The organism is Acinetobacter sp. BIGb0102 (assembly GCF_003815055.1).
Lineage (GTDB): Bacteria > Pseudomonadota > Gammaproteobacteria > Pseudomonadales > Moraxellaceae > Acinetobacter > Acinetobacter vivianii.
The window spans coordinates 161,585-178,695 of record NZ_RKQE01000011.1 but is presented as its reverse complement, the minus strand read 5'-3'; the positions used below and the strand labels follow the sequence as shown (position 1 = coordinate 178,695).

The following is a 17,111-nucleotide window of genomic DNA, read 5'->3' as shown; positions in this document are numbered from 1 at the left end:
TTAAAGCCTGAACTGTTTAGTTGGCGGCCCGCCTACATCTTTCTTATATATGATTTAGAATTTTGCTCGCAAAGATAAGGTTACATTACGTGGTTCTCCCCAATACACACCATTATAAAACCCTATTTCCTGATAGTACTTTTTATCAAATAAATTAGTAACTTGAATATTAGCACTCAGATCTTTACTTAATTCATAGCCAATATTGGCGTTTGCCAGAAAATATGCTTCTTGTCGAATAAAACCATCTGTATTCGATGGTGCTCCACCCCATTTGCGCTTTACTTCACTTTGCCAATTTACCCCAAAGCCTACGTTTACCTTATTTGCACCATCCCATAAATCTTCTGGTAATTTAAAGTTGGTATAAACCTTCGCTAAGTTTTGGGGAATAGAGGTAGAAGCGCTTACTTGTTCTGAACTTATGCTGTTTACATAGGTATAACCAGCTGTAATATTCCAATTAGGTGTGATCTGCCCAATAGCTTCGAGTTCAAAACCTTCAATTTTTAACCCCTCACCTGATGCTTTCATGGGGTCAGCACCATCATCTGTTTTAATACCCGCAGCGACTGCTTCACTATCAAGTATGGCAACATTCGATTTTTTAGACCAAAAAGCAGCAGCTGTTGCCAGTAATTGATTGTCTAGCAAACTTGCTTTCAAACCAACTTCATAACTTTTACCAACTTCTGGCTCCAAGAAACTATTATTACGGTCTTTTTGACTACTTGGATTAAACATATCGGTATAACTGGTATAAGCCGTTATAAAATCATTAAGATCATACGTCACTCCAAAGTAAGGCGTAAATGCATCAGCTTTTACATCACTTTTCGTTCCATTCGTCGCTGAATAATCACTATAGCGTCCGCCTATAATTAATTTTAATTCATCGGTAACATTGAGTTTTAAAGTGCTATATACCCCATAATTACGTTGTTTGGCATCTTTGGTTGCTGGCGTAACGGTATAATCTGGTTTAATGGTTGCATTGCCATCCCATGTACGCCAATCATTAATCACGCATGTATCACCAATATTATTAGAAGGTAAAGTGACATCATTCACTTTTTTAGTACACGTCAATTGACCACTCGCCAAACCATTGAGCTGACCTGAAGGACTATCTGTAGAACGGTCAAAGCCATTAGCACCAATAATAAGTTCATGTTCGCGATTAAATAACTGAAAAGGACCACTCGCATACAGCTCTAAACTGGTTTTTTTAGATTCTGATGTTGGATAGACTGTTGACCATACTCCGACTCCAGTCCCATCATTTTGATTCGGGAAACCAGAACCGCCATAGGACATCAACCAAAAACTTTTGGATAGTGAATACGCGGCAGCAGCCTTGATCATCCAATTATTATCAAATTTATAGGTCAAATCGGCAAATGCTGTTTTATCTCGTTGACTAATGGTGTTCCAGCTATTCGCCAAGCTAAAATTTCTTGGTAAATTGGCAAGCGAACCATCTTGATTCCAGTAAGGTACTGTTCCCCATGTCGAACCACGAGGCTGATTATCTTGATACTGGAAGCCAATACTACCCGTTAATTTTTCTGTAATATCGGCTTCTACCATTGCCATTGCAGCCAAAGTTTCTAGAGAGTAGTAATCCATATATGAATCACCCTCAGTTCGGGCTGCCATCACTCGGCTTCTTACACTTCCATCTGTGGATAATGGAATCGAAACGTCAACTTCATTACGAACTTTATTCCAACGGCTAAATGAAGTTGCTACATTACCCGACAGTTCTTTAGTTGGTCGCTTACGAATCATATTAATGGTTGCAGAAGGATTTCCTGTACTCCCTGTTAAACCCGTCGCACCCTTCACAACCTCAATACGGTCAAAGAAAAAACTATCTACACGTGGGCTATTTTCACCTATTGGCATTCCATCGATTTGTCGATTTGTAATTGCATAACCTCTCGCAAAATAATTTGAACGCTCGCTATCACTTTTAGTGACTGTTACCCCAGGTGTAGCAGCAAGGACATCATCGATAATATTTAGATTTCGCTGTTCTATTTGTTCTCGTGTAATCACACTGACTGATTGAGGGGTTTCTTTTAAAGAAAGTTTAAGCTTGGATGAACTTCGAGATGAGTTCGCTTTAAAACTTTTATTCCCTTCAGTTTTTTCATCTTCTTCCGCAGTAACTTTTATCGTAGGTAAGATTGAAGATGACTCCTTGGCCAAAAGCTGTTCTTGTGCAAGCGCACTGTTTGATAAAACGCCCCACACTAAGATTGACTTTATCGCAATATTTAAAGCAGTTTTTCTGATCTGGCTGTCCATAATATTTTAACAAATAAACAAGAATCATTATTATTATCATTTAACCAACAAAAACAAACAAATTTAACTGATTTCTATTATTTATTAGAAATATAAGCCTCTTGATCGCATATTTTGTCTTTAATTCATTGAATCAAGTCTTTAACGCCCTTGCCTCAGCGATATTATGCTGCTCAACCAAAGTACGAATCGTATATTCATGATTGGTTTTCTGGTCACAAGCAAATTCACATTTTTGATCCAAAGGCAACGCACTACCCCCAAGCAATGGACAGCCTGCAAACAGCTCTGCTACCCAATCAACAAAGACTCGAACCTTTTGTGATAAATGTCGACTTTGCAAATAAACGACCGAAATTGGCATCGGTGCAGGTGTCCATTTTGGCAAAACTTCTTTTAAACTTCCCGCCTCAAAATGATTGGTCAACATATAGCGCGGGCCTTGGATCAAACCAAAGCCTTGCAAGGCCAAATCAATATAAGCATCACCATCATTAACAGACACATGTCCATTAACACTGACACTTTGAATCAGGTCATCGACCACAAAATCCCAGTCAAAATTACGCCCTGTACGACTAGAAAAGAAATGAATGGCTTGATGATTCTTTTGCAAATCCTCAAGTGTTTTCGGTTCGCCATATTTTTCCAAATAGCATGCCGATGCCGCTGTTGCACACTGAAAAGTTCCGATACGGCGTGCAATTAAGCTCGAATCCTGTAATTCCCCCACCCGAATCGCGCAATCCACCGCCTCACCGACCAAATCCACAGGGCGATCATTCATTCCGATCACCAAATCAATATCGGGATAGCGGTTATGAAACTCTCTTAATCTTGGAATTAGAATCAAACGGCCAATTGAAACTGGGACATCAATACGTAATCTTCCTCGCGGTCCTCGTTCCTCATCATGGAAAGAAGACTCAATATCTTCAACATCCGCCAAAATTCTGAGCGTACGGTCATAATACACTGCACCATCGGGGGTTAGACTGAGTTTACGCGTGGTTCGATTCAGCAGGCGAACTTGTAAATGTTTTTCTAAAGCCTGAATCGTGGTCGTAACCGATGCACGTGGTAATCCAAGGCTATCCGCTGCCAGACTAAAGCTGTTGGTTTCAACCACTTTATTAAAGACTTTCATTGCATGAAATAGATCCACTGGCCCACTCCCATTGATGCATTTTTTGGCTTTTATACATCAATTATTATAAAAATACGAATAGTGTTATCAAATTTAGTATATTTATTCGTAATTGACAAACTTTTATGCTCCTTTCATTCCATAAACCTGTTTCTCCCATACAGACCAAAACAAAAAGTCTGAAAACAGGGATTCAAATAACCAGGAGCATCCCATGTCACTTTCCCGCAAACAGCTGACGCTGTCTGCTGTCATTATTGCCATTTTAGCAACAGGTGGCAGTTTTATTCTCTTCCAAGAAAATGCAGATGCGAAAGCTACCCCGGCAGCAAGTTCACCGCCCGCCGCAACTGTGGATGTGGCCAGTGTACTCAGTAAAACCATTACGGATTGGCAAGAATATTCTGGACGTCTCGAAGCAATTGATCAGGTTGATGTTCGCCCTCAAGTTTCAGGCAAGCTGATTGCCGTTCATTTTAAAGATGGCAGTTTAGTGAATAAGGGTGACTTACTTTTCACCATTGACCCACGTCCTTTTGAAGCAGAATTGAATCGGGCCAAAGCACAACTGGCTTCAGCACAAGCGCAAGTCACGTATAGCTCAGCAAACTTGGGCCGAAACCAGCGTTTAATCCAGAGCAATGCGATTGCCCATCAAGAACTCGATCAAGCGGAAAATGAAGCGCGTTCGGCCAATGCTAATCTACAAGCCGCCAAAGCCGCAGTCGAAACTGCCCGTCTAAATCTGGAATACACCCGTATTACTGCACCTGTCAGTGGTCGCATTTCCCGTGCCGAAGTCACGGTCGGTAATGTGGTTTCCGCAGGCAATGGCGCACAGGTGCTGACCAGTCTGGTTTCAGTTTCTCGTCTTTATGCATCTTTTGATGTAGATGAACAAACCTATCTGAAATATATCAGCAATCAACGGAATTCAGCCCAAGTCCCTGTTTATCTCGGTCTTGCCAATGAATCTGGTTTTAGCCGTGAAGGTTATATTAGTTCTATCGATAATAATTTAAATACCACCTCAGGCACGATTCGTGTCCGAGCCACTTTTGATAATCCCAAAGGCGTAATGCTTCCTGGACTCTATGCCCGTATTCGCTTGGGTGGTGGACAACCTCGCGCAGCCATTCTGATTAGCCCAACGGCAATTGGTGTTGATCAGGATAAACGCTTTGTGGTCGTCGTTGATGCGAAAAATCAAACTGCTTATCGTGAAGTTAAATTGGGTGCGCAGCAAGATGGCTTGCAAATCATCAATAGCGGCCTGCAAGTGGGTGATCGCATTGTCGTGAATGGATTACAACGTATTCGACCGGGTGATCCTGTCAAACCTCACCTCATTGCTATGCCAAACCCTCAAATCACTGTCGATAACAGCGCACAACAACCTCAGCCTACAGATAAAACCCCAACTTCGGCAAAAGGTTAATCCTCATGAATATTTCCAAGTTTTTTATTGATCGTCCGATCTTTGCTGGGGTGTTGTCCGTCCTGATTCTACTGGCGGGCTTACTCTCTGTTTTCAAGTTGCCGATTTCTGAATACCCTGAAGTAGTGCCGCCCTCTGTCGTAGTGCGTGCGCAATATCCGGGTGCCAACCCCAAAGTGATCGCTGAAACTGTTGCATCTCCGTTGGAGGAATCTATCAACGGCGTAGAGAACATGCTGTATATGCAGTCTCAGGCCAATAGCGATGGTAACTTAACCATTACCGTCAATTTCAAGCTTGGGATTGATCCAGATAAAGCACAACAACTGGTCCAGAATCGGGTTTCTCAGGCTTTGCCTCGTTTGCCTGAAGATGTGCAACGTCTCGGCGTGACTACGCTAAAAAGTTCACCAACCTTGACCATGGTGGTGCATCTCACTTCACCAGACAATCGTTATGACATGACCTACTTGCGGAACTATGCCGTACTCAATGTCAAAGACCGTCTGGCACGCTTACAAGGTGTGGGTGAAGTCGGCCTGTTTGGTTCGGGTGATTACGCCATGCGCGTATGGTTAGACCCACAAAAAGTGGCGCAACGCAACCTTACGGCTACTGAAATTGTGAATGCGATTCGTGAACAGAATATTCAGGTTGCCGCAGGTACTATCGGTGCTGCGCCCAACAATTCACCTTTACAGCTCTCGGTGAATGCACAAGGTCGTTTAAGTACCGAACAGGAATTTGCCGATATTGTTTTAAAAACGGCTGCAGATGGTGCAGTGACTCGACTCGGTGATGTCGCGCGTGTTGAACTTGCCGCTTCGCAATATGGTTTACGTTCATTGCTGGACAATAAACAGGCGGTGGCGATTCCAATTTTCCAAGCACCGGGTGCCAATGCCTTACAGGTCTCCGACCAAGTGCGTAGCACCATGGCGGAACTGTCCAAAGATTTTCCATCTTCGATTAAATACGACATCGTTTACGACCCCACCCAATTCGTACGCTCAAGTATCAAAGCGGTGATTCACACCCTGCTTGAAGCGATTGCACTGGTCGTTATCGTCGTGATCCTGTTCTTACAAACATGGCGTGCTTCAATTATTCCGTTACTGGCAGTGCCTGTTTCAATCATTGGTACCTTCGCCTTGATGCTGGCCTTTGGTTATTCCATCAATGCATTGTCACTGTTCGGAATGGTACTCGCCATCGGGATCGTGGTCGATGATGCCATCGTGGTAGTGGAGAACGTCGAGCGGAATATTGAAGCAGGACTCAGTCCAAGAGATGCCACCTATCGTGCCATGCGTGAAGTCAGTGGACCGATTATCGCGATTGCGTTGACGCTGGTTGCCGTGTTTGTCCCCCTCGCCTTTATGACGGGATTAACAGGGCAATTCTATAAGCAATTCGCCATGACCATTGCCATCTCCACCGTAATTTCGGCATTCAACTCACTCACCCTATCTCCTGCTTTAGCAGCCATGTTGCTCAAAGGACATGATGCTAAACCTGACTTTCTGACCCGTGTGATGAACCGTGTCTTCGGACGCTTCTTCGCACTGTTTAACCGTGTGTTCTCACGTGTCTCGGATCAATATGGTCGAGGAGTGAATCGGGTCATTTCCCATAAAGCCTCAGCCATGGGCGTTTATGCAGCCCTGCTTGGCCTGACCATTGGTATTTCTTATATCGTTCCGGGTGGTTTTGTCCCTGCGCAAGATAAGCAGTACCTGATCAGCTTTGCCCAATTACCTAATGGCGCTTCACTGGATCGAACCGAAAATGTGATCCGTAAAATGAGTGATGCCGCGCTAAAACAGCCTGGCGTAGAAAGTGCGGTGGCCTTCCCGGGTTTATCGATTAATGGCTTTACCAACAGTTCCAGTGCTGGGATCGTTTTTGTCACCTTAAAACCTTTCGCTGAACGTAAAGCAACTGATCTTTCTGCCAATGCCATTGCAGGTGCTTTAAATCAGAAATACTCAGCGATTCAAGATGCTTATATTGCAGTATTTCCACCACCACCCGTGATGGGTCTCGGCACCATGGGTGGTTTTAAACTACAGCTGGAAGATCGTGGTGCTTTAGGTTATGCCGAGTTGAATAACGCAGCACAATCCTTTATGAAGGCAGCACAATCTGCACCTGAGTTGGGGCCGATGTTCTCTAGCTATCAAATCAATGTGCCACAACTGAATGTTGATCTGGATCGGGTCAAAGCCAAACAACAAGGCGTTGCGGTGACCGATGTATTTAGCACCATGCAGATTTATCTCGGTTCACAATATGTGAATGACTTTAACCGCTTTGGTCGTGTCTATCAGGTACGTGCCCAAGCCGATGCACCATTCCGTGCCAATCCTGAAGATATCTTACAACTTAAAACCCGTAATAATGCTGGACAAATGGTGCCGCTGTCTTCTCTAGTCAATGTCACTGAAACCTATGGCCCAGAAATGGTGGTGCGCTATAACGGCTATACCGCAGCGGATATTAACGGTGGCCCTGCACCGGGTTACTCATCGAGCCAAGCCGAAGCAGCAGTTGAACGGATTGCCGCTGAAACCTTGCCACGTGGCGTAAAATTCGAATGGACTGATTTGACCTATCAAAAAATCTTGGCAGGTAATGCTGGATTGTGGGTCTTTCCGATCAGTGTGCTGTTGGTGTTCTTGGTCTTGGCGGCACAATATGAAAGCCTGACCTTGCCATTGGCTGTGATTCTGATCGTACCGATGGGTATCTTGGCTGCACTGACAGGTGTTTGGCTCACAGGTGGAGATAACAACATCTTTACCCAAATCGGCTTGATGGTACTGGTCGGGCTGGCCTGTAAGAATGCCATCTTGATCGTCGAATTTGCCCGAGAACTGGAAATGCAAGGCGCAACTGCATTCAATGCTGCGGTTGAAGCCAGCCGTTTACGTTTGCGTCCGATTCTGATGACTTCAATCGCCTTCATTATGGGTGTAGTTCCACTGGTCACATCAACAGGCGCAGGTGCTGAAATGCGCCATGCCATGGGCGTTGCGGTGTTCTTTGGTATGATCGGAGTGACCTTCTTTGGTTTGTTCCTGACGCCTGCCTTCTATGTGTTGATTCGTACCCTGAACAGCAAACATAAACTGCATTCGGCAGCGGTGCATGAAGCACCATTGCACAGTTCACACGATCACTAAGGAGCAGGATATGACAGGATTCAAACCACACTGGATACTCTCCTCACTCATGGGAAGCCTGCTGCTTGCAGGCTGCACATTGGCACCTGAATATCAGCCAGCCAAGGTGATTATTCCACTGCAATTTAAAGAAGCGGATGCCAAACTGGATGATCCTAACTGGAGCATTGCTCAACCCGCTGATGCACAATCTCGTGGTGAATGGTGGCTGATTTTTAATGATCCACAGCTGAATGATCTGGAACAACAGGCAATTGCGGGAAACCAGAATCTAAAAGCAGCAGCAGCCAATATTCAGGCATCACGCGCCTTGAGATCTGCCGCACAAGCTGAACGTTTACCTAGCATCGGCGCAGGTTTTGGCCCGACCCGTCAAAAGCCTTCACCCGCTTCTTTAGGACTCGATGCAGATGCACCAACATCTGCACGTACCTTATGGCGAGCACAAGCCAATGTCTCCTATGAACTGGACCTATTTGGACGGATTGCTAGTAGTGTCAATGCAGCAACTGCTGATGTACAGCAACAGGAAGCCTTGTATCATTCCGCATTGTTAGCACTGCAAGCCGATGTTGCTCAAGCTTATTTTCTGATTCGTCAATTCGATGCCGAACAAGCCATCTATATACAAAATATCAAGCTGCTCACGGAAACACGTAATTTGATTCAAGCGCGCTATCGCAATGGCTTGGTCAGTGATCTGGATGTTTCTCGCGCACAAACTGAACTTTCTACCGCACAGACCAATGCACTCAGCATTGCACGTAGTCGAGCCAGTACCGAACATGCATTGGCAGTATTACTTGGTAAACCCCCTGCTGATTTCAGCTTAGCGATTCAACCCTTATCTGCTACGGCAATTCGCCTGCCTGCGGGTTTACCTTCGACCTTGCTCGAACGTCGTCCTGACATTGCTGCCGCAGAACGCGCGATGGCCGCGGATAACGCCCGAATCGGTATTGCACGTGCTGCCTTTTTCCCCAAACTTGATCTCACAGGTGCACTGGGTTATGAATCTGCAAGTTTAGGTGATTTAGGCAAATGGTCGAGTCGGACTTTTTTACTCGGCCCTGTTGCTGGCACAATTTTGTCTTTACCGTTATTTGACGGTGGGCAACGTAAGGCGGGTATCGCTCAAGCGCGTGCAGGCTACGAGCAAAGTGTCGCCAATTATCGGCAAACGGTGCTGAATGCTTTTCGTGAAGTTGAAAATGGCTTGTCTGATCAACGTATTCTGGATCAGCAAATACAGGCTCAGGGCCAAGCCCTGGCTTCATCCCGACATGCCAATCAGCTTTCACATTTGCGTTATCGTGAAGGCCGCATTAGCTATCTTGATGTAATTGATTCTGATCGGAATATCTTGCAACAGGAACAATTGGCTGCGCAGCTTCATGGTAGTCGAATGATTGCCAGTGTAGATCTGATTCGGGCGTTAGGTGGTGGTTGGCACACCCAATAAGAATCGCCCAACGATAGAGTAAAAGCAGCAAAGTATTAGAAAAATTTCATTGCTTTGCTGCGCTTTATACAACGGTAAGATGAATGGGCTACCTATCTCTGTCATTCACTAAATTGCCAATGTCAGAGTAGAAATAACTTATTTTTTAGATAAGCACAAAAATCAAAAAGTCTTTTCAATTCACGATTACACTCATCAAATGACTTAGAAGTGATAGCCAATTTTGAGCCCATAAGCGATAGCATGATTGTTTTTAAACTCAGCCTGTTCTGCCATTTCTTTAATTCCATCGATAGGTAAATAGTAGGCACCATCTTCGGACTTGGCATCACCTAACCAGTAGTATTTAACACCAGCGGCGATAAAATAATTTTGAGCAGGATTGAATTGTGCACCAAGTCCCATTGACCATGATCCCTTCATTGGCCCCAGCGTAGAAGCAGGATTACCCGTGCCAGAATCCCAACCGACATCGGTGGCAAAACTCCATTTTTCTGTAAATTGATGGCCTATTCCTAGGGTTACATTATATTGATCCTTTTGATATGAATCTAAATCAATGCCTTCCTTGTATGCACCTCCCGTAAGCTCATCCAGATAATCCGCGGTAACTGCGTTGTATTGGGTTGGGCGGATATTAAAATCTTTCCAATTCACCCATCTCAAATTCATATAAGCAATTGTTTTTTCAGCAACTCCAGTTTGAAAATCGATATTGACGGATTGAGGGGTTTCAATTGTCGTTTTTGCGGCTTCGACATACTGTAAAGGTTCGCCAAATATACTTTCATCGACCTGAAATTTATATTTGATTTTGGAGCGATACGTGACTGCCGCTTTCAATGCAATTTCTGGAATTTGATAGCTCACCCCAGCCAGCCAACCCAACTCTCCTTTTTCTTTAAAATTTGCCTCGTAACCATTAAAAGCCTCGGTATAGGCCATGCCTCGGAAAGACGCTTTTCCTTTAACCTCCTGATAAACAGGCCCGCCATAAATCTGGAAGTTCTTAAAAGGTGAATATCCAAAAATGAAACTTAAGTCCTGACTTTCCACATTTACAGATGTACCTTCCTGACTAAAATCATTATCTGAATAGCTATTGTTGGGGCGAAGTGGATATGCAGTTTTTGCCGCAAATGGTTGGTCGTAAAGTAGGCCGAAACTAAACTGATCAGTTAACTGTAGCTTCAATGCAGCTGTATAAAATTGCACATTTTGCCCAATATCACCTGTATCACGGCTTTGATTTGCACGCACAAGATTTGGACGGTCATGCACAACACCAGAAACTGAAGCATCGACAGCAAATGCATTCGCTTCAAAATAATGACCATTTTCTAAAAATGGCAGTATCGACTGACCAGACTGATCAAGTGCGGAAGCTTGGGTATAATCACTGATCAGCACACTGATTATGCCGCACATAATGGGAGCTAATCCGAACCGATGGATCTTAGAAAATGAGCCATTCAAACCATTATTTCGAGTTACTTCTCTAGTTTTCGAGAATAATCCAGAGAAGCCCACACTCTCCTTGCATACAGATTTTTCCATTATTAAATTCATCCTGAAAATTATAATTTTTTGTTCAATCACACAAATGATGAGATATTTCCTTATCCATTTACCATCATGAAGACCAGATGAAATGGATAAAGAATATACTGATAAATAAATTACACAGTGTCAATGACTATGTGTAATTTATGTAGAGAAATTGCTACACCTGCCAGTTATATTTAATACAAGCCATTCATAAACAAAATTTTTTTAGTTAAAATTTTTTAAACTGTAGATAATGTTTTATTTATTCTCATAAAGTGTTGAAATCCAGATATTCTGGAGTACGCGAATCACAACTTCAGGTTCTACAGGAGATGAATGTCCAAAGGCTTCTGAAAGATAGCGTTCTTCTAACCATATCAGCGCTTTTGCTGTTTCCTCGACATCCAGATCTTTTTTTATTTGCCCAGCAGCTTGATCTGCCCGAATATGTTGGGCGGCAGCATGAATAAAATCCTGTATTAAAGTACGGTAAACATTCTCGACACGTTCGTCTCCACTTGCAGCTTCGACAAAAGCTCTTAATAAGCGCCCATGTTGTACATAGACTTGTACAGAATCAACGAGAGCACGGCGCAAATCTTCTTGTGGATGAGTACCTGCTAACCAGCGATCTGCAATATTAAATAATTCTCTGGCAATATTCTCAACAAGACGAAGCGTAAGATCGTGTTTATCACGGAAATGGACATAAAAAGCTGGGCGTTTTAAACCTGTACGGCGCATAACCTCATCTATATTGAGGTCACGAAAATGATGTTCATTTAAAAACTGTTCAGCAGCTTCTAATATTTCTCGCTCAGATTCTTTTGGATCATGTTTAGGTCTACGGCGAGAAGTTGTCATACAGTCCCATTTCCTATTGGTATGGTGTCATTGTAGGTATTAATAAATCTTTCGACAAGTCTTTGTGCCATTGTGCGTTCCCTCTATCCGCTTAAAATAAAAAAAATGACTCATTAAAAAATCAAATATAAATTATAAAATTCAGTAGCTTAATTCGACCAAATTTCCCCTTCCTCTTTATTTCCTCTTAACCCGAAAGACAATATTGCAATAATTACACACAGTCATTGACAGTGTGTAATTATTGGCTTAATAATATTCACATGCCTAGACTTCACTCGATTTAAATCGAAGTGAATGTGGACTGGATCAAGGACTTTGTTCATCAGGGAAAATGAAGATTATAAAAATCATCATCTTAGGAAATCTAACTGATGCTCAATTTATTAAAATTGTGTGAAGAGGAAAAAGATATGAGTACATCAGACCAAATTGCTATTACTGATGTTTTAATTATCGGCGCAGGGATCTCAGGTATTAGCGCAGCATATCATCTAAAAAAATATAGACCGAATACCACATTCACTTTGCTCGAAGGCCGCGACGAAATTGGAGGCACATGGAGTCTGTTCCGTTACCCAGGCATTCGTTCAGATTCAGATATGCAGTCTTTTGCATTTGGCTTTAAACCGTGGACCAATAAAAGGGTTTTTGGCAGTGCTCAAATGATCTGTAATTATTTAAAAGAAACGATCACTGAGAACGACATCGAATCTCATATTCGCTTTGGCCATTATATGACTAGTGCTGAATTCTCATCTTCTGAAGGCCTATGGACAGTAAAAGTGAAGCGTAAAGATCAGAAAGCTTTAACTACTTTCCGCTCCCGCTTCTTACTGATGAGTACAGGTTATTATGACTATGATAATGGCTATACACCTGAGTTTAAGGGAGCGGAGGAATTTCAAGGACTCATTATTCATCCTCAACACTGGCCAGAAAACCTCGATTATTCTGGCAAAAAGGTTGTGGTGATTGGTAGTGGTGCGACAGCCGTGACCTTAATTCCTGCGATGGCTGACAAGGTCGGGCATATTACCATGCTCCAGAGATCACCAAGCTATGTCATGGCAGCGCCAAGTACAGATGCAATCGCGAATACTCTCAATAGTGTTCTCTCACCACAACGTGCTTTCGATCTTATCCGCCGTAAAAATATTGCCTTGACACGGGGCGTCTACAATTTAAGTCGTCGCTTTCCAAAGCTGATGCGTCGCTTTTTAATCTCGGATGTCCAACGAAATCTACCAAAAGACTTTGATGTCGCCACTCATTTTTCACCGAAATACAATCCGTGGGATGAACGTTTATGTGTTGTCCCCGATGGCGATATGTTCAAAGCGATTTCTGCGGGTAAAGCCTCTGTAGTCACCGATCATATTGAGCGTTTTAGCAAAGAAGGCATTTTACTTAAATCAGGAAAAACGCTGGAAGCCGATATCATTGTGACCGCAACAGGTCTCAATGCGGTCGCATTTAGCAAGACGCAATTGATTGTGGACGGGAAAAAAATCGCTTATCCAGAGACCACGATTTTCAAATCAATGATGTTATCCGACATTCCTAACTTTGCTTTCGCATTCGGCTACACCAATCTGGCATGGACCTTAAAAGTTGATCTGGTCTGGAAACACTTCTGTAGATTACTGGATTACATGGATGAAAATAAGTACGCAACATTCACCCCCGTCATCAGTGATAAAAGCATGAAACGCATTCCATTTGTAGACCTGAACTCAGGCTACATTCAACGAAGCATCGCACAATTTCCAATGGCAGGTACACAAGGCCCATGGATTGTAAAACAAGATTATAAATTCGATGTTGAGCGACTTCGTAAAGGTCCTGTTTTCGATAAAGAACTAAGTTTTACCCAGATTAAGCCAAAGAAAAAGCCAAGCGTTGTTACCACAGAAACAATGCCAGAACAGATCAAAATTCAGGCTTAACACAGCGATTTACATTGACATCTCTTATTGCCAGTAGCAATCAGGGATAGATATCGATCAAGGAAAATATGATGGAAAATATTAAATTTACAAGTAAAGGAATTACCTGTTCTGCATGGTACATCCCTGCAAAATCGGATGAATACAAGTCTTCTCAAGGACGGCCTTGTATTATTTTGGGTAACGGTTTCGGCGGTACCAAAGATACGGGATTACTCGATTTTGCAGAACCTTTCAGTCAAGCAGGTTTTGATACTTTCGCATTTGACTATCGTGGATTTGGAGAGTCTGCTGGACTACCAAGACAGCATGTATCTTATATTCAACAACGAGAGGATTATCATGCCGCGATCGAAGCTGCACGGAATTTACCCCATGTAGATGGAAGTCGTATTGCGCTGTGGGGCACGTCTTATTCGGGTGGTCATGTGGTAGTGGTTGCTGCACAAGATCCAAAAATATCGGCTGTCGTTTCCATGAATCCGGCAACTGATGGTTTAGCAGCTCTAAAACAAGTATTCCAATATGGCGGAATAAAACAGATATCGACTGCAATCGGTCATGGCATAAAAGATTTAATGCATGCCATCACTCAACGCCCTCCCCATCTCATTCCAATTGTTGGACAACCCGGTACGGCTGCAATGATCAGCACACCCGGTGCCGAAGAAAGCTATACCTCTATGGCAGGTCCGACTTGGCGGAATGAAGTTTGTGCTCGTGCAGCTTTGGAAGTTTCATACAACCGGCCTGTGGCTTTTGCAAAAAATGTGAAATGCCCGACATTGATTCAGGTTGGTGCCAATGACCAGATTGCACCACCGAACCCAGCCCGAAAAACTGCACGTCTAATTCAAGGCCCAGCTGAATTGCTGGAATATCCAATTGATCATTTTGATTTCTATACCGAATCATGGGGTGAAACCGTGCTAATTGATCAGATCAATTTCTTAAAGAAAACCTTCTCAAGGATGCCAGCCTAAAAAGTTTAACAGCAAAAATTAAATAAGCGGTTGAATATCCTTTAATATTTAACTGCTTATTTTCTTCTTTTTTAAACGAGAATAATCAAATAGGTGTCTTTCACCACCAACTATGTACTGTATTACATTCTGGTATCAGTAGTGATTACATCATCAGATAAAATCTTAAACAGACATCATTCAAAGTTGCCCATTTCTTAATTTCTATGTTCCAAATCTTCGGGGAAATAGCATCTTAAATAAGAGATAAGTGCTTTGTGGGACTCTTTCACAATTTCATCAGGGAGAGCGTTATATTGCAGAAAGGCATTCTTCCAGATCCCATCCAATATATACATCGCAATAATCATCTTTTCAGTATATCGCTCTCTGTTTATACCTTCGTAATATGTGTCTAATTTGTCCATAATCGCGATAGCTAGATTTGCACTTTGATTGGTATCTACTGCTTTTGTTTCAGCTGGCGCAGTACTGCTCAACATTAATTTAGGGACAAAAGCGTGATTATTTAGATAGTTGGCACCTATCCATAAAATCTGAAGAATTAACGCTTGCCATGAGTCAGTATGAGAAACTTGATAGGAACGAATATTTTCTCTCCATAACTCATGAACTCTTTCTGCAAGTGCGATTAAGATACTATTTTTATTCGGAAAATGATAATAAATGGAGGGTAAGCCGATACCTGTGATTTTAGAAATCTCTGCCAAACCAATATCATCAGGATCTTTTTCCCTGAGCAGAGATTCCATGCAATCTAAAATTTGATTGGTTCTTTCTATCTGCCTTTGCTGAGGAGCTCTGCTACGTTTTTCACTCTTATTAGACACAATACCCCACCAACTTTAAAGCGATTATTAGTACAAAAATTTGATTTTATCTTGCTGATTCATTCTATAAGTTTTCCTAAAAAACTTACAAGTATTTGATCCCATTCCCCCTCAAATTCAATCCAATGAATAAATGGCAGCCTAAATCCTGACATAGATTAGGCCACCATTGTTAATTTCTGAACTTTTATTTTATGAAGCAGCTTAATAAATTAATCCAGACCGAGATACTCTTCTAATCTTTCATAATTATGTTGCCATAAACCATTACCTGTAATTGGAAAAACGGATCTAAATCCAATCATTTTTTGCACACGCGCAGGTAATGTTTTCACAATTTCCAGATCAATTGAGAAGGCATAAGTTTCTTCTGGCGTAAAATAAGCTGGCGTCAACGGTATGGTAATACCGCGTCTATACTCATTTTGAGTTTTGTTTTCTCCCCCAGAATGTACCACCTTACCTTCCCAAATCAACATATCGCCAGCTTTCATAAGTGCAGGAATTGTATCTTCGTGTTTAAAGCGATCTTCAACCGACATATTAAAATCATCCCAGAGATGACTACCCGGAACAACACGAGTTGCGCCATTATCTTCGGTAAAATCTGTTAAAGCGATCATACAATTCGCTGTGACACATGGCCCACTTTTACCCAAGCCAATAATAGCTGGATAGTTTTCTAAGTCTCGATGGAGCGCTTGCGCTGAATTACCTGGGCCAATTTGAATTAATTGAGTCGCTTGCAGCCACCAATCACCACTTTCTTCTCTAAAAAAATGTTCACCAAGCGCATGAATCAGATCATGATTCAATATCTGCTCTCTAAACGTTTTACTATGTGTGACTAAATTGTTCACTCGCGTTGTCTGGTACCCATGGAATTGTTTAAGCAATTCATCTATATCATCTTTTTTTGTTCCCGGCCCAGTATCAATCACAGGTTGATCAAAATCCAGATTCATTTGCTTAACCTGATCAAGACTCGCAAATCCTTCTAAAATCACTGCACCATCTTCTTTGAGAATGCCAAAAAGTTCTTGTACATCGACATTTTTATCCACTCTTCTTAATTGCATAGACATGTAACTCTCCTTATTCGTCTTAGTCCTGCTTAATAAAACTATAGAACATATAGTTTTATTGAGCAATATATATTTAATTAATCATTAAAAAGTGAATATAACTATATGAACAATAGTTTAATATTTTCAATTTAATCGATATCCGAGCTTTCAACGAGTAAATTAAAAATAAAGATATGAAGAACTTAGGAGCGAATCGCATTTTGGAAACGTAATTGAGACCTTTGGATCTATCAGAGAGAAGGTCTAAAGAATAGCTCTAGCAATGGTATTGATAAGTTAGAGTCGTCATAGAATAAGACTTTCA

At 42.2% G+C, this 17,111-nt stretch carries 11 protein-coding genes; 5 read left to right on the top strand and 6 right to left on the bottom strand.

The genetic code is table 11. The features are described from left to right. Positions 1-54 precede the first annotated feature (54 nt). A complete protein-coding gene (locus tag EC846_RS06980; protein ID WP_123774656.1) occupies positions 55-2,313 on the bottom strand; it encodes a TonB-dependent siderophore receptor in 2,259 nt (752 codons plus the stop codon). Between the two features lie 133 nt (positions 2,314-2,446). After that, positions 2,447-3,478 (bottom strand): LysR family transcriptional regulator, encoded by a 1,032-nt coding sequence (locus tag EC846_RS06975; protein ID WP_047428913.1) that lies wholly within the window; start codon positions 3,476-3,478, stop codon positions 2,447-2,449. Between the two features lie 196 nt (positions 3,479-3,674). On the opposite strand from EC846_RS06975, the gene EC846_RS06970 reads away from it, so the two are divergent. From EC846_RS06970 to EC846_RS06960, 3 genes are read left to right on the top strand one after another with little or no spacing between them, the layout of a single operon-like run. Next, the gene (locus tag EC846_RS06970; protein WP_123774655.1) at positions 3,675-4,898 is read left to right on the top strand and encodes an efflux RND transporter periplasmic adaptor subunit; all 1,224 of its coding nucleotides are present in this window, start codon (positions 3,675-3,677) and stop codon (positions 4,896-4,898) included. Positions 4,899-4,903: 5 nt separating this feature from the next. Then, positions 4,904-8,083 carry a multidrug efflux RND transporter permease subunit AdeG gene (adeG, locus tag EC846_RS06965; RefSeq protein WP_123774654.1) on the top strand — a complete coding sequence of 1,060 codons (3,180 nt, stop codon included), beginning with the start codon at positions 4,904-4,906 and terminating at the stop codon, positions 8,081-8,083. A 10-nt stretch (positions 8,084-8,093) separates the two neighbouring features. Continuing rightward, entirely contained in the window at positions 8,094-9,545 is a 1,452-nt protein-coding gene (locus EC846_RS06960; protein WP_123774653.1) for an efflux transporter outer membrane subunit, read from the top strand. A gap of 204 nt (positions 9,546-9,749) precedes the next feature. Here EC846_RS06960 and EC846_RS06955 read toward each other — a convergent pair whose 3' ends face one another. Both EC846_RS06955 and EC846_RS06950 read right to left on the bottom strand, forming a co-directional pair. Next, positions 9,750-11,102, bottom strand: coding sequence for an outer membrane protein transport protein (locus tag EC846_RS06955; protein ID WP_123774652.1), 1,353 nt, complete (start codon positions 11,100-11,102; stop codon positions 9,750-9,752). A gap of 249 nt (positions 11,103-11,351) precedes the next feature. Then, positions 11,352-11,957: a TetR/AcrR family transcriptional regulator gene (locus EC846_RS06950; protein ID WP_123774651.1), complete on the bottom strand. Its 606-nt coding sequence runs from the start codon at positions 11,955-11,957 to the stop codon at positions 11,352-11,354. Positions 11,958-12,370: 413 nt separating this feature from the next. Between EC846_RS06950 and EC846_RS06945 the strand changes: the two genes are divergently transcribed. Together EC846_RS06945 and EC846_RS06940 are read left to right on the top strand one after the other, a co-directional pair. After that, positions 12,371-13,906: a flavin-containing monooxygenase gene (locus EC846_RS06945; protein ID WP_171409995.1), complete on the top strand. Its 1,536-nt coding sequence runs from the start codon at positions 12,371-12,373 to the stop codon at positions 13,904-13,906. Positions 13,907-13,977: 71 nt separating this feature from the next. Then, a complete protein-coding gene (locus EC846_RS06940; RefSeq protein ID WP_171409994.1) occupies positions 13,978-14,889 on the top strand; it encodes an alpha/beta hydrolase in 912 nt (303 codons plus the stop codon). Positions 14,890-15,086: 197 nt separating this feature from the next. Here EC846_RS06940 and EC846_RS06935 read toward each other — a convergent pair whose 3' ends face one another. Then, a complete protein-coding gene (locus EC846_RS06935; protein WP_228200665.1) occupies positions 15,087-15,719 on the bottom strand; it encodes a TetR/AcrR family transcriptional regulator in 633 nt (210 codons plus the stop codon). A 212-nt stretch (positions 15,720-15,931) separates the two neighbouring features. After that, complete coding sequence (locus EC846_RS06930) at positions 15,932-16,804, bottom strand: phytanoyl-CoA dioxygenase family protein (RefSeq protein ID WP_123774648.1); 873 nt, start codon at positions 16,802-16,804, stop codon at positions 15,932-15,934. Positions 16,805-17,111: the final 307 nt, after the last annotated feature.